Origin of the sequence: Paraburkholderia phytofirmans PsJN (assembly GCF_000020125.1) — a bacterium.
Lineage (GTDB): Bacteria > Pseudomonadota > Gammaproteobacteria > Burkholderiales > Burkholderiaceae > Paraburkholderia > Paraburkholderia phytofirmans.
Map to the genome: position 1 here is coordinate 2,258,054 of NC_010681.1, position 19,801 is coordinate 2,277,854.

The following is a 19,801-nucleotide window of genomic DNA, read 5'->3' on the forward strand; positions in this document are numbered from 1 at the left end:
AACGATAAAGTGCGCCAGGAGGAATGACTCGAGCCACCATCAGCGCAGACTGCAGAGGAGACGCTCAGCATGAAAAAAGTCACGCTCAACGGCAGTTTCCCGATGATCCGCGCCGCGGTCATGGGGCCGGTTGTGCGCGCACTCGACGCATCGGGCGCGCAATGCGACGGGCTGCTGGAGGAGTTCGGTATGAGCCGCAAGCTCCTGTCGAATCCGTATGAAATCCTGCCGCTTACGCGTTATGTCGCGGCGTTCGAACGTGCCGCGGAGGTCGTCGGCGAATCCGCGCTCGGCCTGCGTTTAGGCAGTGAAGTGCAATTGACGGAACTCGGGCCTGCAGGTCTGGTGTTTCTCTCATCACCCACGTTGAACGCGGCCATGCGCAAGTTCGTGCTTGCGCTCGCGTCGTGGCAAAACACCACGACCTGCGAACTGCTGCGCGATGACGAATGGCCGATCTGGACCTACCAGATCGCCAGTCCGCAAATCTGGCCGCGCCGGCAAGATGCAGAATACAGTCTCTCGACCATGTGTCACATGGTCCGGCTCGTGCGCGGCGCAGCGTGGAATCCGGTCGAAGTGCATTTCGAACATGCCGCGCCGGTCGATCTCAAACCGTATGCGCGTATCTTTCGTGTGCCGGTGCGCTTTCAGCAGCCTTTCAACGGCTTGATTCTGCGGCCGCAAGATCTCGACGCTTCGCTCAAAAGCGCCGACTCGCAAATGGCGCGCATGATGGAGCGCCACGCCACCGATCTGATCGCGCGGGATGCGATGCCGCACAGCATTACCGAGCAGGTTCGCGATCTGGTGACGCGGCGGCTCGCGCGCGAAAAACTGATCGTCGCCGACATTGCAAAGGATCTCGGTCTCTCGCATCGCTCATTGCAGCGGCACCTTGCGCAAGAGGGCACTTCCGTGCGGCAGATCGTGCGAGAGGAGCGGCAGCGCAGCGTCGAAGGCCTGCTCGAACGGGAAGAACTCACCAATGCGGCGATTGCGCGCGCTGTTGGCTATGCGGATGCCACTGTCCTGTGGCGCGCCACGCGTAGCTGGAAGAAAAATAACCCGTGACGTGCTTGCCTTTTCTTTCAACGCGAAAGTATTGCGCGAGAATAGTTCAGGCTCCTAAATATCCGCTCAAAACGGCCGTATTCGGGCTTCCCCGCATTGGCGCAAATTATCGAAAATTTGGCGCGGTTCGCGAAGTCGCTTTATTTTTTAGCTACCTACCATGCGCTCACACCGAAGCATTGGAGATCGGTCAAGCGAGCGTCTGGATCAGCAGTGCAGGGTTCAGGCGAGTCCCAGACTAGCCAACACAACAGAGGCTGCGATGAGTGAACCCTATTCTCCGACCGGAGTGGTCGACGCGGAGAACCCCGTGGAATTGAAAGGCAATACGCTGGGCTTATGGCAGATCGTGTTCCTGGTGATTTCGGCGGCCGCGCCGCTGACGGGCATGCTCGGCGCGGTGCCGCCCGCGATCAGTCTGGGCAACGGCGCGGGCATTCCGGGCGCGTTCGTGATCGCCGGCGTAGTGCTGCTGATTTTCAGCGTGGGCTTTGCGTCGATGAGCCGGCACGTGGTGCGGGCCGGCGCCTTCTACGCGTACATTACCGCCGGACTTGGGCGGCCGTTGGGCATGGCGGGCGCGCTCGTCGCGCTGATGTCGTACACGTTCATCCAGATCGCGCTGTACGGCCTGTTTGGTTTCTTCTGCACGGTGATCCTTTCGCCGCTCCTGCATACCGCGTTGCCCTGGTACGGGTATTCGCTGATTTGCGTCGCCGTGGTGCAATTCACCGGCATTCGTGGCATCGATCTGAATAGCCGCCTGCTCGGCGTGCTGATGTGCCTCGAACTGGGCATTCTGCTGGTGCTCGCCATCGCGATCGTCGTGCATGGCGGCGGACCGAACGGGCTCACGCTCGCACCGTTCACGCCGCAGCATGTGTTCAGCGGCCACCTCGGCATTGCGGTGATGTTCGCGTTTGCCTCGTTCATCGGCTTCGAGGCGACCGCGATCTACGGCAAGGAATGTCGCGATCCGAAGGTGACAGTGCCGCGCGCTACGTACGTGTCCGTGATGCTGATTCTCGTGTTCTTCGCTTTCGTTACATGGACCATCGTCTGCGCGTATGGCCTCGCCGATGTGGTCACGGTCGCGACCAAACAGCCAGGCGATTTCTGGTTCATTCAGTCCGCCAAATATCTGGGCAATGCAGTGACGACGGTGATGAGCCTCCTGCTGCTCAGCAGTATCTTCGCGAGCCTGTTGTCGTTTCATAACACGCTGGTGCGTTATATCCATGCGCTGAGTCTCGAAGGCATCTTGCCGCAGGTCCTCAACCGTGTGCATGAAAAATATCGTTCGCCGTATGTGGCGAGCTACCTGCAGACGTTTTCCGTGTGCGTGTTGCTCGGCCTCTTTATCGCGGCAGGCAGCGACGTGTTCAACATTGTGTTCAGCTGGAGTTCGGCGCTTGGCACGATCGGCATTGTGATGTTGCAGGCGGTGACGAGTTTTTCGGTGATCGCGTTCTTCCGCAAGACGCGCAAGGACACGCGCGTATGGCACTCGTTCGTTGCGCCGCTGGTGGGTGGCCTCGGCCTGTTGTATATCGGCGTGATTCTGGTGCGCAATCTCGACGCGCTCAGCGGCTCCGATAGTCCGATCGTCAAATCGTTTCCCTGGATCGTGTTCACGGTGGCGCTGGTCGGCGTGCTGATCGGTCTCATCCTGCGCAAGAAGCGCCCGGATATCTACGCACGCTTCGGCCAGTAAGACAGAACCGCGCGAACCACGCGAATCGCGCCAACCCGGCGCGACAACCCGCTACCTCACTTCTCGACAAGACAATCATGGCAGACACTTTCGTCAAGCGCTCGGCGCTTGCGCTGGCCGCGTTCGGCCTTTCGATGGGCGCGCACGCGCAATCTTCGGTGACGCTTTACGGCACGGTCGACGCCGGCCTCATCTACACGAGCAATCAGCAGACGACCCTCGCCAACGGCAGCACCAACGGACACGCGAACTATCAACTCGGAGGCGGCAATCTGGTGCCGTCGCGTTGGGGCTTGATGGGCACGGAAGATATCGGCGGCGGCACGACGGTCAACTTCGCGTTGGAGAACAGCTTTCTGATCGGCAGCGGCGCGATGCTGCAATCGAATACGCTGTTCAATCGCAATGCGTGGGTCGGTGTGAACAACGCGACGTATGGCGCGCTAACGTTCGGCCGTCAATACGATCCGTTCTCGGATTACATGGGTGCGTATGCATCGAGTAACAACTGGGCGACGCTGTACGGCTCGCATTTCGGAGACGTCGATAACTTGAACGAGGCGTTCAACTTCAACAATTCGATCAAGTACATCAGCCCGAGCTTTGGCGGTTTCACGGTTGGAGGATTGTTCAGCCTTGGCGGCGTAGCGGGCAATTTTTCGCAGAACAAGGGCTGGGCGTTGGCGGCGAATTACGCGCAGGGGCCATTGTCGTTGAGCGCGGGGTATCTGGAGTTGAATCAGCCGTTGCAAGCGGCGCTGGGTGGTACGAGCAGCTATATCGGCGACTTCAGTTGCGCGAATGCGGACGCGTCGTACTGTCTGCTGCAGGATGCGAGCAAGGTGCGGATCTTTGGGGCAGGGGGTTCGTATTCGTTCGGCAAGGCGAACGTGGCGGTGACTTATACGCACACGCGGCTGTCGCAGAGCCAGTACTTTGCGAGCGCGGCACGGCCGGGCGGCGCCGATGTTTCATTCGATATCGCCGAGTTGAACACCACCTATGCGCTTGCGCCCGATTTGCAGCTTGGGCTGGCCTATATCTTCAACGATGTGAAGCCGAGCGGAAGCGGCTCGACCCGCGTGCATCAGATCAATCTCGGAGCGGTGTATAGCTTGTCGAAACGGACCGCAGTTTATGCCGTGGCGATTGGGCAGAAGTCGTCCGGTGCCGGGTTAGGGGTCGACGCGGTGACCGGCGCGAGTGAGAACCTCGCGCAGATTCCGAACGTGGTGAATTCGGATACCGATCGGCAGGTCTCGGTGGTTGTGGGGTTGCGGCACAACTTTTGAATTCACCCTTTGAACGTCGCCTGCTCGAGGATCATATCGTAGAGCGCCTGCGCGGCAGGCGACAACTGCGCGGTCTTGCGCGCCACGAGCACGAGCGTGCGCGATACGGCCGGCTGCGTGAGTTCGACGATCCGCACCGTCGGATACGCGCCTTTTTGCAATGCAAGCGCCGGCACCACCGCCGCGCCCACACCCTGCGCGACCAGCCCGACCGCCGTCGAACTGCGCTGCACTTCGTAGAACGAGCGCAGCGCCAGTTGGCTCGGCTCCAGCGCGACGTCCAGTAACGCGCGGTTGCCGCTCACCTCGCCGGCAAAAATCAGCGGATACGATTGCAACTGCTGCCAGGCGATGCGGCGCCGCTTTGCCAATGGATGATCCTCGTGGCAAATCAGAACATAGCGGTCTTCCGTGAGCGGCACGCTCGCCAGATCGGGATGATGCTCGCCGGCGATATTGATGCCGAATTCGACTTCCCGGCGCAGCACGGCCGCTTCCACCGCGGACGAAGCGTGATCGAGAATCCTGATGCGGTTATGCGGATAACGCGCCGAATACGCCTGCAGGATACGCGGCAGATACTGCACGCCGACCGTCGGCACGCAGGCGATGGATACATCGCCGCGGCGCGCCACGCCCGTCTCGCGGATTTCGACCAGCGCATCGGCAAGTTCGCCGAGCAAGCGGCGCGCTTGCGGTAGAAACCCTTGCCCGATTTCGGTGAGCGTCATGGAGCGCGTGGTCCGTTCGATCAGCGTTACGCCGAGGTAGGTTTCGAGCTTGCGCAGACGCTGCGTGATGGCCGTTTGCGTGACGTGCAGCGAATCGGCGGCGCTCTGGAAGCTGCCGCGATCCGCGATGGCGACGAACGCCTGAACGCCGAGCGTGTCGATTTTCATCAGTAAAATTGAGGAATCGGAGTGATAAATTCATTTTACTCCGCCCGTCGAGCAGCCGAGAATGGACGGATTGGATCGGTTGAGATGCCGCGCAGTTCAGATCGGCCGTCAGCGATCCGGCCACCTCGAACACAAGGAGTCCCAGATGACGTCGAACAAGGATTGGCACGCGAAGCAGTACGTGTTGTTCGAAAGCGAGCGCACGCGTCCGGTCAGGGATCTGCTGGCGGCCGTGCCGCCGACGGACGTGAAGACAGCGGTGGACATCGGCTGCGGACCCGGCAACTCGACCGAAACACTCGCGGCGCACGTGCCGGGCGCTGCGGTCAGCGGCATGGACAGTTCGCCCGACATGATCGCGGCGGCCCGCCAGCGTCTGCCGCAATTCCGCTTCGACGTGAGCGACATCGCCACGTGGGACGCACCCGGACCCTACGACCTGATTCTCGCCAACGCGGTGTTGCAGTGGGTGCCCGACCACGAGCGGCTGTTTCCGTCGCTCGTCGGCAAACTCACGCCGGGCGGCAGCCTCGCGGTGCAGATGCCGGATAACCTCGACGAACCCGCGCACCGTCTGCTGCGCGAGATTGCCGCCGACGGCCCGTGGGCGCACAAACTCAAAGGCGTCGAGCGCACCATGCGCTACGGCGCACAGTGGTATTACGCCTTGCTCGAACCGCTGTGCGCGCGGGTCGACGTGTGGCGCACCGTCTACCATCACCCGCTCGCGGGTGGCGCGGACGCGGTGGTCGAATGGTTCAAGGGCAGCGCGCTGCGGCCGTTCCTCGCCGAACTCGACGACGCGGAGCAAGCCGCTTTCCTCGGGCGGTACCGCGAGGCGATCGCCGCGGCTTATCCGGCGCTCGCCGACGGCACGGTGCTGCTGCCGTTTCCGCGCCTGTTTATCGTCGCTACCCGCTAGCGGCGCCGGCTCGCGAGCGAGGCGCGGTGCGGCCCGCGAGCGGGTTGCCGTGCCGCTTTGGCGGCCGCCGCGCCAGGGTACTCAGGAATTGCCGCGCTTGAATTCTGCGTGATATTGTTCTATCGAAGCGGGGGCCGGCGACACGCCGTCCTCACCGGAACGCAATCCACCGCAGCGAGCGTCGCCATGAGTGATGTACGCCATCATCTGAGTCCACGGGACCGTCTGGAGCTGTTGTGCTGGCTCACGTGCGGGAGTCTTGGCGCTTATTACCTGAATGAGGACTGGCCAGACGCGGCGTTCCACGTGCAGGCCGCGCACAAGTGGCTCGACCGCCGGGCGCGGGAGGCCGACTGGCTGACGGTCGCCAAGCTGAGCGCTACCGCGGTGGAGATCGCACGGCGCCACGCGCAGTTTGTCGAGGCGGACTGGGCGAGAGATGCGGTCGAGGAGATTCTCGATACCGATGAACTCGATCCTCAGGCCCGGCTCGTTCGGCAGGTCCTTGCCGATTGTCAGACCGCTTTGGCGGATAAGAGGTTGGCGGATTAGCGTTCTAGCGTTCGCTTGCGCACACACGCCATCAAGTGATTGCCTCGTACTAAAGCGCTTGCAATCTCGTTGCCGCCAGGCCCGCGAATTCGCGTCGGATTGCCCGTCGCGCGCTCACAGGCACTGCTCGCGCAAACACTTCGCCGCATGATTCAGATCGCGCTCGATCGCGCTCCGCACGCCGGCCGCGTCGCGCGCTTTCGCGGCAGTCAGCAGATCGTCGTGCGCTTCGTTGAGCGTATCGGCGAATAGCGCCTCGCCAAACAGCAGATTTGAAATCGGGCCAACCTGCAGCCACACGGTTTCGATCAGCTCCAGCAGCAGCGGTGACCCGGCCGCCCGGTACAGAATCAGGTGGAATGCCTCGTTGGCGTCGAGATAGCTTTTGGCGTCGGCGGTGCGCAACGCCTGCGCCATTTGCGCGTTCAATGTTTCCAGCGTATCGAGATCATGCGCCGTGAGATGCGGCACGCCCAGTTCAGCCGCCTGGCCTTCGAGGATCAGACGCACGCGCAGCACATCGTCGAACTGTGCCTTCGATAGATGCGGCACCGTCACGCCGCAATTGGGCACGTTGACGAGCGCCGATTCGGCCGCTAGGCGCTGCAACGCGGAGCGCACCGGCATTTCGCCCACGCCGAGTTCGGCGGCGACGTGGCGGATCTTGATGCGCTCGCCGGGCACGAAGCGCCCGATGGTGAGCCACTGCCGCAGCGTGTCGTAGGTCTGGTCCTGCAGCGTGTGATGGCGTGAAGTTTTCATAAAGCTCGATGCAAAACCCCGTGGAAAAAGGGGTAAAAAAGCCGGTGCGTCGGCACCGCTCAGATCAGTTCGCCAAGACAGGCGTCGAACGCGGCGACCAGTTTGTCGACGTCTTCCACCGACGTGTCCGGGCACACCAGGATCATGTTGTGAAACGGCGTGATCAGCACGCCGCGATTCAGCAAGTACAGGTGCAAGACGAGTTCCAGCTCCGGATCGAGCCGGCGTCCGGCCTCGCTGCCGTTGCGCGGCGGCGTCGGCATGAACTGGAATTCGTTGCGCGCGCCGACACGCGTCACGCACCACGCCAGGCCGTGCCGTGCAATCGCGTCGCGCAGTCCGTTCTCGATACGCGCAGCCAGCGCGAACATATGCGCGTAGGCCGCGTCGGTCATCACCTCGGCTAGCGTGGCGCGGATCGCGCTTATGGCGAGCATGTTCGCGGTGAGCGTCGTGCCGATGCCGGAATGTCCTGGCGGCGCACTGCGCTTCGCCTGTTGCGCACGCGCGGCGAGTTCAGCGCTGAAGCCGTACACGGCGCACGGAAAGCCGCCGCCGACTGGTTTGCCGAGAACGAACAGATCGGGTTCGAGCCCGTGCGCCTTCGTATAGCCGCCGGGGCCGCAACTGATCGTGTGCGTTTCGTCGATGGCGAGCAGCGTGCCGTAGCGGCGCATCAGCGCTTGCGCCTCGCGCCAGTAGTCCGGTTCGGGCAATACCATGCCGATGTTGGTCATCGCGGGTTCGGCGAGCACGCAGGCCACGTTGCCGTCTTTCAGCGCGTGTTCCAGCGCGGCGAGGTCGTTGAATTCGATCACGCGCGTACTGCCGAGCAGGTCGTGCACCTGGCCGATCAGACTGTCGCGCTGTTGCGGCCGGCCATCGACCAGATCGACGAAGACGTCGTCCACGGTGCCGTGATAGCAGCCGTTGAAAATCATGATCTGCTTGCGCCCGGTGGCCGCGCGCGCCCAGCGCAGCGCGAAGCGGTTGGCGTCGCTCGCGGTCATCGCGAACTGCCAGTACGGCAGCCCGAAACGGCGCGCGAGTTCTTCGCCGACCCACGCGGCGTCTTCGCCCGGTAGCATGGTCGTGAGGCCGCGTTGCGCCTGCGCGGCGAGCGCCCTTGCGACCGGCGCCGGCGAATGGCCGAACATCGCGCCGGTGTCGCCGAGGCAGAAGTCGGCGTAGCGGTGGCCGTCCACGTCGGTGAACGCGGCGCCGCGCGCTTCGTCGACATACAGGGAGAAGGGCGTCGACCAGTCGTTCATCCAATGCAGCGGCACGCCGAACAGCAGGTGGCGCGCCGCGCGTTCGGACAGCGCGCGCGACTTCGGCATAGCCTTGACGAACGCGTGGCGTTCACGCTCGACAAGCGCCTGTGCGCGCGCCCAATTGATGCCGTGACGGGTATTCGATGGCAATTGCTCGCTCTCCAATCGGGTTATCGGCGGTGTTCCGTGCGTCGCGTTCCGCGCTTCGCGTTCCGTGGTCCGCGCTCACACGAGCAATTGCAGATGCTCGCGTTCCCACGCAGTAATGCCTTGCGAGAAGGTCTCGAATTCCTTTTCCTTCACCGCGCAATACGCCTGCACGAAGCTGTCGCCGAGCACCTCGGCCAGTTCGGTGCATTTCGACAGCGCCTTGAGCGCGTCTTCGAGACCGCGCGGCAATTCGTATTCGAGGTCGTAGGCGCTTTCGATCATCGGCGCCGACGCTTCCTGCTGTTCCACCATGCCGAGATAGCCGCAGGCGAGGGTGGCCGCCATGGCGAGATACGGGTTCACGTCGACGCCGGGCACGCGGTTTTCGAGCCGCCGTCCGTCCGGCTCTGAGTTCGGCACGCGGATTCCGCAGGTGCGGTTGTCGTAACCCCAGCGCACGTTGATCGGTGCGGCCGTGAAGCGCGACAGGCGCCGATACGAGTTCACGTACGGCGCGAACATGGGCATGGCTTGCGGCATGTACTTCTGCAAGCCGCCGATATAGTTGAAGAACAGCGGGCTAGCCGAACCGTCCGGCAGCGAAAAAATGTTCTGCCCGCTTTCCCGATCGACGATGCTTTGATGAATATGCATCGCGCTGCCCGGTTCGTGCTCCATTGGCTTGGCCATGAAGGTAGCGAAAATGCCGTGTCGGAAGGCCGTTTCGCGTACCGCGCGCTTGAACAGAAACACGCGGTCGGCGAGATCGAGCGCGTCGCCGTGCGAAAAGTTGATCTCCATTTGTCCGGCGCCGACTTCGTGCACGAGCGTTTCGACGCCGAGCTGGGTCATTTCGCAGAAGCGCGACAGGTCCTGGAAGAACGGATCGAATTCGTTGACCGCGTCGATCGAAAACGACTGGCGGCCGGCTTCGTGGCGCCCCGCGCGGCCGAGCGGTGGGCGCAGCGGTTCATGCGGATTCTTGTTCTGCGCGATCAGATAGAACTCCATCTCAGGCGCCACCACCGGCCGCCAGCCGCGCGCTTCGTAAAGCCGCAGCACGCGGCGCAACACCGCGCGCGGCGAGATGCCGATCGGCTTGCCGTCCAGCCCGACGCAATCGTGAATCACCACGGCAACCTGTTCGATCGCCCACGGCACCAGCCGCACGGTGTTGGGATCGGGAATGCAGACCATGTCCGGATCGCTCGGCCCGACAAAGCGCTCGAAATTCGCGAATTCGCCGTTGACGGTGATCATCAGCAGCGCATTCGACATATGCATCTTGCCTTCCGAGAGAAACAGGTTCTTCGGCACGATCTTGCCGCGCGCGACGCCGGTCATGTCCGGTATCACGCACTCCACCTCATGGATCCGGTGATGCTCCAGGAATTCGCGCAAATCGCCGCGCAGATTGCTTTGCAAGGTTGACTCCAGTCGGTTGGTGACAGCGGCGCGAGGCGCTCTCGACAACGGAGCGCGCTGAGCCGCCTGTTCGGGAAAGCTGGATTTTTTTGTATCGTGGGATTTGATCAAATCATGACACGGCTTTCGCGTTTTGTAAAACCGGAAAAAACGCGCGCTCGCCTCGCAATTTTGCAAGCCCGACTGAGTCTCTTTCGTTTCAGGCGAAGTCAGTCGAGCGTGACAGCGTTTCCCACTGTTCGATCTCCTGGTTGAGCGCCGTCAGCTTCGTTTTTACCAGGTCGAGCGCATCGTTGCCGAGCAGCAGATGCACCGGCGGATTCGTTGACGCGACGATTTCCAGCAGCGCCTGCGCGGCTTTGCGCGGATCGCCCGCCTGCTTGCCGCTCTTCGCCTCGCGTGCCTCGCGGATCGGGTCGAACAGGGCGTCATAGTCGGCGATGCTGCGGCCGGCGCGGACCATCGAGCGGCCGGCCCAATCCGTGCGGAACGAGCCGGGGGCGACGGCCGTGACCTTGATGCCGAAGCCTGCTACTTCTTTGGCGAGCGCGTCGGTGATGCCTTCGAGCGCGAACTTGCTGCCGCAGTAGTAGGCAATGCCGGGCATCGTGATGAAGCCGCCCATCGACGTAATGTTGACGATGTGGCCCGAGCGCCGCTCGCGCATGGCGGGCAGCACGGCCTTGATCATCGCGACCGCGCCGAACACGTTGACGTCGAATTGACGGCGCAGATCGTCGAGCGGCGATTCCTCCAGCGTGCCTTCGTGACCGTAGCCGGCGTTGTTCACCAGCACGTCGATCGGGCCGACCGTTTGGGTGATCGCGGCGACGGCGGGCGCGATCGCCTCGAAATCCGTGACGTCGAGCACGACCGCGTGCGCCCGTTCGGCGGCCAATGCCGTGAACGCATCGCGCGCCGCCTCATTGCGCACCGTGCCGACGACGGTATGGCCCGCGTCGAGCGCCGCCTGTGCGAACGCGCGGCCAAAGCCGGAACTCACGCCGGTGATCAGAAACGTTTTGCTCATGGTGATCCACTCCTTGATTGAGTCCGTCATCACATGGCGCTTTCGGGCGAAAACGCGTGGCATCGACGGCAACAGTTCAGGACTGAATGGTAGGCGCGGCAGGGCCGGACGCAAATGTCGGGACGTCTGCATTGATTGCCTAATCCTATGAGCGGATGGATTTTCCGGCACGGCGGTGGCACAGTGCAATCTGCCTAGCCATTGAGACAGTGACCGGAATGAAGCACAAGCATCAGGATCCTGGCGCGCGGCAACGCATGGTGGCCTTGCTTGAAAATCTCGCGCCGCTTGAAGGCTACAACCTCACCGTGCTGCCCGACGTGCGCTTTCTGCGTTCGAACCGGCCGCTCAGCCGCACGCCGGTGCTGTACGACCCCGGCGTGGTGATCGTCTGCCAGGGACGCAAGCGGGGCTTTCTCGGCGAGACGGTTTATGTGTACGACGCGCAGCATTATCTGGCGGTCTCGGTGCCGGTGCCGTTCTCGATGGAAACCGAAGCAAGCGAGGCCGAGCCCTTGCTCGCCATCTATTTCCGCCTCGACTTCAAACTGGCCGCCGATCTGATGCTGCAACTCGACGAGCGGGACGCGGGCGTGCCGGCCGAACCGCGCGGCATGATGTCGACGCCGCTCGACCCGAAGCTAAGCGCCACCGTGTTGCGCTTTCTGGAAGCGATGAGCGTGCCGTTGGAAGCGGAGCTGCTAGGCCCAGCGCTGGTGCGCGAAATCTACTTCCACGTGCTGACCGGCGAGCAGGGCGGATCGATGCGCGCCGCGCTGACCGCGCAGGGTCAGTTCGCCCGGATCGCCAAAGTGATCCGCAAGATTCACGCGTGTTATCGCGAACCGCTCGACATCGGGCAGCTCGCGCTGGAGGCGAACATGAGCGTGCCCAGCTTCCATTCGCACTTCAAGGCGGTGACGCGTACGTCGCCGATGCAATATCTGAAGTCGACGCGGCTTCATCAGGCGCGCTTGCTGATGGTGAGAAACGAGGTGACCGCGGCGCACGCGTGCGTGCAGGTGGGCTATGAAAGCGCCTCGCAATTCAGCCGCGAATTCAAGCGCCTGTTCGGCCGCAGTCCGGTCGAGGAGGCCGAACGGATGCGCAGATCCTTCGCTGTGCCGCCGCCCGCGCCGGGGTCGATCTTCGTCGCGTCGCACTGAGCGGGGCTGGCCTGGTGCGCACAGTGCAAACTGTGCCTGTCCGTTCCATCGAGCCGTCGATAGGCTTTGAACCCATGCTAAAAATACTCGGCAAGACCTCGTCCATCAACGTGCGCAAAGTCCTCTGGACCTGTGCCGAACTCGCGCTTCCATTCGAACAGGAAGACTGGGGCTCCGGATTTCGCGCGACCAACGTGCCGGAATTTCTCGCGCTGAACCCCAATGCCATGGTCCCGGTCATCAGGGACGGCGAGTTCGTGCTGTGGGAGTCGAACTCGATCATCCGCTATCTGGCCGGCCGCTATCACGGCGAGTGGTTGTATCCGGTCGATCCTTGCGAGCGTGCCCGCTGCGATCAATGGATCGACTGGCAGGCGAGCGAGCTGAACCGTTCCTGGAGTTACGCCTTTCTGGCGCTGGTCAGGCAATCTCCGGCACACCAGGATCCTTGGCAAATCGAGCAGTCGTGCGCGAACTGGGCAAGGCATATGGCCATGATTGAAGACCAGTTGCAAAAGACCGGGGCGTTCATCGCCGGAGACGCCTTTTCGCTTGCGGACATTCCGCTCGCGCTGTCCATCAACCGCTGGCTGGAAACACCGCTGCAACACGGCGATTTGCCGGCGGTTGACGCGTATATGGCGCGCCTCGCCACGCGCGAAGGCTACCGGTTGTATTGCCGCAACGGTACGCCGTAACGCTTGCGCAAACATCCACGCGGCTTACAACAATCCGCACACGATGCTTACGGATTCCAGGCCACGCACACACTGCTGCGCGGCGCGCCTCGACTCGCCTACAATGGCCACTTTTGCGACACCGATTGAAGGTTCCACGATGCGTGTATCGAAAGTTGCGCTGGCGTTGCTGGCCGCGTGTTTCACTCTGAATGCGAGCGCCGAGATGACGGCCGCGCAGTACAAACAATGGGCGCATGCCGATAACAACTCGATCTACGCCGCGTACATCACCGGCACGATCAACGCGTTCGGCTGGGCGAATGGCGAACTGGTGTCGAAGAAAAAGCCGGCACTCTTCTGTCCGCCGCCAAATCTGGCCATCGGCAACCAGAACGTCTATCCGTTGCTCGACACGTTCTTCACCAACCATCCGGGCCTGTCGGACGATTTTCCGATCGGCCTCGCGATTCTCCGTTCGCTTCAGGCGGCGTTTCCCTGCTGAGGTCCAGCGCGACCGCGTAAGTGGCGCGGTCGGCGCGGTTCAAGCCGCCGTCAGCACGCCGCGCTCGTCGTTCTTCGCATAGCCAGTACGAGCGAACACTCAGATTTAAAACTCGCCTTCCCGACATGGCCAAATCCGCTTCCACGCAGCGTCTGAAGCCTCGTAAAACGCCGCTTCAGCAGCGTTCGGCGCAAACCGTCGAGACCGTGCTCGAAGCGGCGGCTCGCATTCTGGAGACGCGCGGACTCGAGGGCTACACGACCAACGCGGTTGCGGAACGGGCTGGGGTCAGCATCGGCTCGCTCTACCAATACTTTCCGAATCGCGATGCGTTGACCGTGGCATTGATCGAACGCGAAACCGCGCAACTGGTGGCGGACGTCGAGGCGGCGTCCCTGCTGGAGAACTCGCGCGACTGCGTGCAAGCAATGGTGCGCGCGTCCGTCGCGCATCAGATGCGCAGGCCGGTGCTGGCGCGCATCATCGATATGGAGGAGCGCCGCTTGCCGGTGGACGAGCGCAATCAGCGCATCGCCGACACGATTCATGCGGCGCTGGTCAGCGCGTTGACGGAAAAGACGCAGGTGCCCGAACTGGACGATGTGGATCGCGTCGCGCGCGATCTGCTGGCGATCGTGCGCGGCATGGTCGATCAGGCGGGTGAGCGCGACGAGCGTGACGCCGCCGCGCTGGAAGTGCGCGTGATGCGCGCGGTGGACGGCTACGTGGCGCAGTCGAGAAAACCGGACGGCAGCAACACGTTATAACGGGCGCAAGCCCGAAGCGGGGCCACCCAAGGCCCCGCGCTTGATCAAACCTGCACGAGCTTCGGAATCTGCACGTCCGGATTGACGTCCGCTTCGTAATCCACACCCGCGATCTCGAAGCCGAACAGACGCAGGAAATCCGTCTTGTAGCCGCTGAAATCGGTGAGTTCGTAGATATTGTCGTTGGTCACCTGCGTCCACAGTTCCTGTACGCGGTTCTGCACTTCGGGGTCGAGCTCCTTGTAGTCCGCGCGCAGACGGCCTTCTTCGTCGATGTGCGGCGCCGCGCCGTACAGGCTGTCCTTGTACAGGCCGTAAACCTGTTCGATGCAGCCTTCGTGCGTGCCTTTCTCCTTCATGACCTTGAAGAGCAGCGACAGATACAGCGGCATCATCGGGATCGCGGAACTCGCTTGCGTGACGACCGCCTTCAGCACGGAGACGCGCGCGTCGCCGCCCTTGGCCGCCAGCTTCTCGCGAATGCCCAGCACTTTCTGGTCGAGGTCCTTCTTGGCCGCGCCGATCGAGCCGTTCCAGTAAATGTCGTGCGTGATCTTCTCGCCGAGATAGGTGAACGCCGTGGTCTTCGCGCCATCGGCAAGCACGCCGGCTTCGAGCAGCGCGTCGATCCACATCTGCCAGTCTTCGCCGCCCATCACCGCGACGGTGTCGTCGATTTCTTTCTGGGTGGCGGGTTCGAGCACGGTTTCCTTGATCACTTCCTTGTCCGTGTCGATGCCGCGCAGATTCACCGCCTTGCCGACCGGCTTCAAGGTCGAGCTGAACACTTCGCCGCTCTTCGGATGCGTGCGCTTGGGCGCGGCGAGGCTGTAGACGACCAGGTCGACCTGACCCAGATCGCGCTTGATGACTTCGATGGTGCGCGCTTTGACTTCGTCGGAGAATGCGTCGCCGTTGATGCTGGTCGCGTACAGGCCTTTTTCCGTGGCGAATTTCTCGAAGGCGGCGGTGTTGTACCAGCCGGCCGTGCCGGCCTTGGTTTCGCTGCCGGCGCGCTCGAAGAACACGCCAAGCGTGGCGGCGTCCGAGCCGAACGCCGCGCTGATGCGGGCGGCGAGGCCGTAGCCCGTGGATGCGCCGATCACGAGCACCTTCTTCGGGCCGTTGGCGATGGGGCCGCGCGCCTTGACGTAGTCGATCTGTTCGCGGACGTTGGCTTCGCAGCCGGTCGGATGGGTGGAAACGCAGATGAAGCCACGCACGCGCGGTTTGATGATCATGAAGCACCTCTTGTCGGAATTGGCGACATTATAGTGGGCCGCGTACTGGGCCGCGATGGTTGCGGGCGCGCCGCGGCGGTTTGGTTTCTGGCGGCACTCCGGCCACGCGCCGCGGGCAAAAAATCGGCCGCCGCTGTGCAACTTGGTAGGATTGCGCCTTTCCCGTCCGACGATTGGCTAGTGTGAAGCGCCTCATCCCCTCATTTCTGGCGGCCCTCGATAAAGGGCTGACCCTCGCCAACCCGCTCATCGCCCAGGCGCTGTGGCACCTGCGCCATCCTACGCGCCGTGGCGTGCTGAAGGCTTGCGCGGCGCTTCCGCTGCTGCTGGTGCTGTACGTGCTGATCCTGATTCCGTTCACACCGGGCATCGGCGATATCCGCAAGGCCAAGATCGAGCAGCCGGCGCAGATCCTGTCGGCGGACGGCAAGCTGCTGGCCGAATTCAAGCCGTCCAACCGCGAGTGGGTCAAGCTCAAGGACATCTCGCCGAACGTGGTGAATGCGCTGATCGCCACCGAAGATCACCGCTTCTACCAGCATTGGGGCCTCGACTGGCGGCGCACGGCCTCCGCCGCGCTGCATACGTTTTCCGGCGACCGGCAGGGCGGCTCGACCATCACGCAACAACTCGCCCGCAATCTCTATCCTGACGAAATCGGTCGCGCGCCGACGCTCACGCGCAAGCTGAAGGAAGCGATCACAGCCTTCAAGATCGAGGCGCTCTACAGCAAGGACGAGATTCTCGAGACGTATCTGAACACGGTGCCGTTCCTCTACAACGCCTATGGCATCGAGATGGCGGCACGCACCTATTTCGACAAATCGGCGTCCGACCTGAATGTGCTGGAAAGCGCGACGCTGACCGGCATGCTCAAGGGCAACAGCTACTACAACCCGGTGCTGAATCCCGAACGGGCGCTGCAGCGGCGCAATACGGTGCTCGGCCAGCTGGTCAAGTATGGAAAACTGACGCCGGCCGCCTACGCGACATTGAGCCGCCGGCCGCTGCGCATCGATTTCGAGCGCCAGACCGAACCGCCCGGACCGGCGCCGCATTTCGCGCAGCAACTGCGCAAGTGGCTGGCGTCGTGGGCGGACCGGAACGACTACAACATGTATGCCGATGGGCTGGTGGTGCGCACCACCATCGATTCGCGTCTGCAGACCATGGCGACCCAGGCCGTGACCTTGCAGGGCAACCAGTTGCAGAACATTGCCAACGCGGCGTGGGGCACCCGCGCGGGCTGCTCGAACGGCCGCGATCTGCTGCAGACCTTCCTGCGCGAAACGCCTGACTACCGCGCAGCCAAAGACGCGGGCCTCTCCGATGACGACGCGCTCAAGCGCGTCTCGGCCGACCGCGATCTCGTGAAGTCGGTATGCGAGTCCAAGACGCGCGTGCAGGCCGATTTTCTCGCGATGGACCCGCGCAACGGCCAGATCCGCGCGTGGGTGGGCAGCCGCGACTTCAGCCAGGACCCGTTCGACCATGTCCAGCAGGCGCGGCGCCAGCCGGGCTCGACCTTCAAGCCGTTCGTGTACGCGGCGGCCTTCGAGTCGGGCGCCAAGCCCGCCGATACGTTCGTCGACAAGCCGGTGGAAATTCCGCTGGCAGGCGGCGAAGTCTGGCGTCCAAGCGACGAGGACGAGCCGAGCGAGCGCAAGATCAGCCTGCGCGACGGCCTTGCGTACTCACGCAACCGCATCACCGCGCAACTGATGGAGACGGTCGGGCCGAACAAGGTCGCGCGCCTCGCTCGCGCAATGGGCGTGCGCGACAGCGAGCTGGATCCGGTGCCGTCGCTCGCGCTCGGCACGAGCCCCGTCACGCTGAAGGAAATGGTTTCGGCTTACGGCACGATCGCCAACCTCGGCGGCTACGTCGAGCCGGTGATGGTGACGCGTATCGAGAACCGCAAAGGCGAGGTGCTGGCCGAATTCGCGCCGGTGTCGCCGAAACAGGAACTGCCCGCCGACACCGACCGCGTGCTGATCGACGTCATGCGCGACGTGGTGAACCGTGGCACGGGGTCGAGCATTCGCAGCCGCTTCGGCGTGCGCGGAGACGTCGCGGGCAAGACGGGCACGACGCAGGGCAACGCGGACGGCTGGTTCATCCTGATTCATCCGCAGCTCGTGGCGGGCGCGTGGGTCGGCTTCAACGACAGCCGCGTGACCTTGCGCAGCGACTATTGGGGGCAGGGGGCGCACAGCGCGCTGCCGATCGTCGGCGATTTCTTCCAGCGCGCGCAGCGTTCGAGGCTGGTCGACAGCCGCGTCAAATTCGCCACCGACCAGGAGCCGGGCTGGTTCGCCGAGCGCTCAGGCAGATTGCGCGACTGGTTCCTGAATCTGTTCGCGGGGTCGCCGGCTAAGCCGGAGGCGGCGGTGGTGCAGCGCGGGACGACGCGTCGGCCGCCGGCTGCGGTGCCGGAACGACCGGCCGTTGCGCAGTCGGCTTCCGCCGCGGTGGCCGAGCCGCGCGCATTGCCGCAGCCGCCGATTTTGCCGGCGCCGGGTTCGGCGCCGCTGGCGGCGAGCGGGGCGGTCGATGGTGAAGCGCGCGGCGGCGGCGAACCGGCGCTGGCGCCGACGCCCACGCCGGACGACGTGGTGCCGCCGGACGCCGGCAGTCCGGCCAACGCATTGCCGGAGACGTCGGCGGGCGGGCGCGGGTCGCCTTGAGCGGTGTTGCGCAGCGCTGCGTGATTGAGCCGAGGCAGCGCTTTTCGCCGGTGAGGCTGGACTCGAGCGGCTCATTCCACGAATGCGCCTAAGCCGCACATATTGTTTTTCACCGACGCGGCCGGCCTCACGCCACGCTTCATTATCATCAGTGTGACCTGACGCGCTTCGCTTCGCTTAGACCGCACCCAGCCAGCGTCGCTACGACCTCGCCGCCTCGCCTGTCCCCGCCACCTCCCGATCCGATCCCCCCGCCGATGCCTCAAGCGAAGGATCGTGATGCAGCAACAGCACGGCAGCGACGCCGACCAGCCCCGCGCCCGCCAGGCACAGCAAACCCGCGCCGAAGCCGCCGGTGCTGTCCTTGATCCAGCCCATCGCATACGGTCCGAAGAAACCCGCCAGATTGCCCAGAGAATTGACCGCGGCAATGCCGCCCGCCGCCGCCGCACCCGAGAGGAACGAGGCCGGCAAGGTCCAGATCACCGGCAGGCAGCCGAAGATACCGAACCCGGCGATCGACAGCGCGATCATCTTCTGCACTGGATTGTCGAGCCCGGCCGCCGCCGCGATGCCGCCCGCCGCCACCAGCAACGCAATCGCCACATGGCGTTTGCGTTCGAGCTTGCGGTCCGAATGCCGTCCCCAGAACACCATGCTGATCACGCCGACGATATACGGCAGCGACGTCACGAAACCTGTCTGCAAGTTGGTGAGCCCGAACGATTTGACGATCTGCGGCAGGAAGAAACTCAGCCCGTAGTTGGTTGCGTTCGCACCGAAATAGATCAGCGCGACCGCGAGCACGCGCGGATTGAAAAGCGCCTCTTTCACGCTGAACGTGTGCACCGCTTCGCGATGCGCGCGCTCCTGCGCCTGGCGCGCGACGAGCCAGCCGCGTTCGTCGGCGGCGAGCCAGGTGGCATCGGCGGGCTTGTCGGTGAGGTAGGAGAGCACGACGAACGCGAGCACCAGCGCGGGCGCGGCCTCGATCAGATAGACCCACTGCCAGCCGGCCAGTCCGGCGAAGCCGTCCATGGACAGCAAAGCGCCCGAAATCGGGCCGCCGATCACTGTGGACAGCGGAATCGCCGCCATGAAATAGCCGACTACGCGACCGCGATACGCAGCGGGAAACCACAGCGTGAGCAGGAAGATGATGCCCGGAAAGAAACCCGCCTCGGCCACGCCGAGCAGAATCCGCAGGCCGTAAAACACGTGCGCGGCGGAGAGCCCCGTGAAGCGCGCAATATCTGGGATATACGCCATCGCGCCCGCGAGAATGCCCCACGTGAACATGATCCGCGCAATCCAGCGGCGCGCGCCAAATTTCTCCAGCAGCAGATTAGATGGGACTTCGAAGAAAAAATACGCGATGAAAAAAATCCCGGCGCCGAAGCCGAAAGCACTCGCGGACAGGCCGAGCGCCTTGTTCATCTGCAGTGCAGCAAAGCCGACGTTGACGCGGTCGAGATAGGCAATGAAATAACACAGAATCAGGAACGGCACGAGCCGAACCGTGACGCGTTTCATGGTGCGTGCTTCGAGATCCATCGATGTCTCCTCCGGTTCAGCGTCCGGGTGGTTTAAATGATGTCGTTACAGACTAGACGCTGAAAACCGATTCCGGAAGATTTTTGCGCCGTGAGCGATGCAAGCGATGC

At 63.3% G+C, this 19,801-nt stretch carries 17 protein-coding genes; 10 read left to right on the forward strand and 7 right to left on the reverse strand.

The features are described 5' to 3' along the window. Positions 1-69: 69 nt before the first annotated feature. From BPHYT_RS09915 to BPHYT_RS09925, 3 genes are all read left to right on the forward strand, one after another. Entirely contained in the window at positions 70-1,074 is a 1,005-nt protein-coding gene (locus tag BPHYT_RS09915; protein WP_012433004.1) for an AraC family transcriptional regulator, read from the forward strand. A gap of 262 nt (positions 1,075-1,336) precedes the next feature. After that, entirely contained in the window at positions 1,337-2,788 is a 1,452-nt protein-coding gene (locus tag BPHYT_RS09920; RefSeq protein ID WP_012433005.1) for an APC family permease, read from the forward strand. A 77-nt stretch (positions 2,789-2,865) separates the two neighbouring features. Continuing rightward, positions 2,866-4,080: a porin gene (locus BPHYT_RS09925; RefSeq protein WP_012433006.1), complete on the forward strand. Its 1,215-nt coding sequence runs from the start codon at positions 2,866-2,868 to the stop codon at positions 4,078-4,080. Positions 4,081-4,082: 2 nt separating this feature from the next. Here the strand turns inward: BPHYT_RS09925 and BPHYT_RS09930 are convergent, their stop codons facing one another. Then, positions 4,083-4,979 carry a LysR family transcriptional regulator gene (locus BPHYT_RS09930; RefSeq protein WP_012433007.1) on the reverse strand — a complete coding sequence of 299 codons (897 nt, stop codon included), beginning with the start codon at positions 4,977-4,979 and terminating at the stop codon, positions 4,083-4,085. Between the two features lie 145 nt (positions 4,980-5,124). On the opposite strand from BPHYT_RS09930, the gene tam reads away from it, so the two are divergent. Further along, positions 5,125-5,901: a trans-aconitate 2-methyltransferase gene (gene tam / locus BPHYT_RS09935; RefSeq protein ID WP_012433008.1), complete on the forward strand. Its 777-nt coding sequence runs from the start codon at positions 5,125-5,127 to the stop codon at positions 5,899-5,901. 186 nt (positions 5,902-6,087) lie between these two features. Then, complete coding sequence (locus BPHYT_RS09940) at positions 6,088-6,453, forward strand: hypothetical protein (protein WP_012433009.1); 366 nt, start codon at positions 6,088-6,090, stop codon at positions 6,451-6,453. 114 nt (positions 6,454-6,567) lie between these two features. On the opposite strand, the gene BPHYT_RS09945 is transcribed toward BPHYT_RS09940, so the two are convergent. The 4 genes from BPHYT_RS09945 to BPHYT_RS09960 all read right to left on the reverse strand — a co-directional run bounded on the left by BPHYT_RS09945 (position 6,568) and on the right by BPHYT_RS09960 (position 11,094). After that, complete coding sequence (locus BPHYT_RS09945) at positions 6,568-7,215, reverse strand: GntR family transcriptional regulator (RefSeq protein ID WP_012433010.1); 648 nt, start codon at positions 7,213-7,215, stop codon at positions 6,568-6,570. A 59-nt stretch (positions 7,216-7,274) separates the two neighbouring features. Continuing rightward, positions 7,275-8,639: an aspartate aminotransferase family protein gene (locus BPHYT_RS09950; protein WP_012433011.1), complete on the reverse strand. Its 1,365-nt coding sequence runs from the start codon at positions 8,637-8,639 to the stop codon at positions 7,275-7,277. 75 nt (positions 8,640-8,714) lie between these two features. Beyond that, positions 8,715-10,052: a glutamine synthetase family protein gene (locus BPHYT_RS09955; protein WP_041758920.1), complete on the reverse strand. Its 1,338-nt coding sequence runs from the start codon at positions 10,050-10,052 to the stop codon at positions 8,715-8,717. A 211-nt stretch (positions 10,053-10,263) separates the two neighbouring features. Next, positions 10,264-11,094, reverse strand: coding sequence for an oxidoreductase (locus tag BPHYT_RS09960; RefSeq protein ID WP_012433013.1), 831 nt, complete (start codon positions 11,092-11,094; stop codon positions 10,264-10,266). A gap of 218 nt (positions 11,095-11,312) precedes the next feature. On the opposite strand from BPHYT_RS09960, the gene BPHYT_RS09965 reads away from it, so the two are divergent. From BPHYT_RS09965 to BPHYT_RS09980, 4 genes are all read left to right on the forward strand, one after another. Beyond that, complete coding sequence (locus BPHYT_RS09965; protein ID WP_012433014.1) at positions 11,313-12,260, forward strand: AraC family transcriptional regulator; 948 nt, start codon at positions 11,313-11,315, stop codon at positions 12,258-12,260. 74 nt (positions 12,261-12,334) lie between these two features. Next, positions 12,335-12,958: a glutathione S-transferase family protein gene (locus BPHYT_RS09970; protein WP_012433015.1), complete on the forward strand. Its 624-nt coding sequence runs from the start codon at positions 12,335-12,337 to the stop codon at positions 12,956-12,958. A 139-nt stretch (positions 12,959-13,097) separates the two neighbouring features. Continuing rightward, the gene (locus BPHYT_RS09975; protein WP_012433016.1) at positions 13,098-13,442 is read left to right on the forward strand and encodes a hypothetical protein; all 345 of its coding nucleotides are present in this window, start codon (positions 13,098-13,100) and stop codon (positions 13,440-13,442) included. 125 nt (positions 13,443-13,567) lie between these two features. Continuing rightward, positions 13,568-14,209, forward strand: coding sequence for a TetR/AcrR family transcriptional regulator (locus tag BPHYT_RS09980; protein WP_012433017.1), 642 nt, complete (start codon positions 13,568-13,570; stop codon positions 14,207-14,209). 44 nt (positions 14,210-14,253) lie between these two features. Here BPHYT_RS09980 and fabV read toward each other — a convergent pair whose 3' ends face one another. Further along, positions 14,254-15,450, reverse strand: a complete 1,197-nt coding sequence (gene fabV / locus BPHYT_RS09985; protein WP_012433018.1) for an enoyl-ACP reductase FabV — start codon at positions 15,448-15,450, stop codon at positions 14,254-14,256. Positions 15,451-15,632: 182 nt separating this feature from the next. On the opposite strand from fabV, the gene BPHYT_RS09990 reads away from it, so the two are divergent. Beyond that, positions 15,633-18,137 (forward strand): penicillin-binding protein 1A, encoded by a 2,505-nt coding sequence (locus BPHYT_RS09990; RefSeq protein ID WP_012433019.1) that lies wholly within the window; start codon positions 15,633-15,635, stop codon positions 18,135-18,137. Positions 18,138-18,338: 201 nt separating this feature from the next. Here the strand turns inward: BPHYT_RS09990 and BPHYT_RS09995 are convergent, their stop codons facing one another. Beyond that, a complete protein-coding gene (locus BPHYT_RS09995; protein ID WP_012433020.1) occupies positions 18,339-19,691 on the reverse strand; it encodes an MFS transporter in 1,353 nt (450 codons plus the stop codon). Between the last annotated feature and the right edge of the window lie 110 nt (positions 19,692-19,801).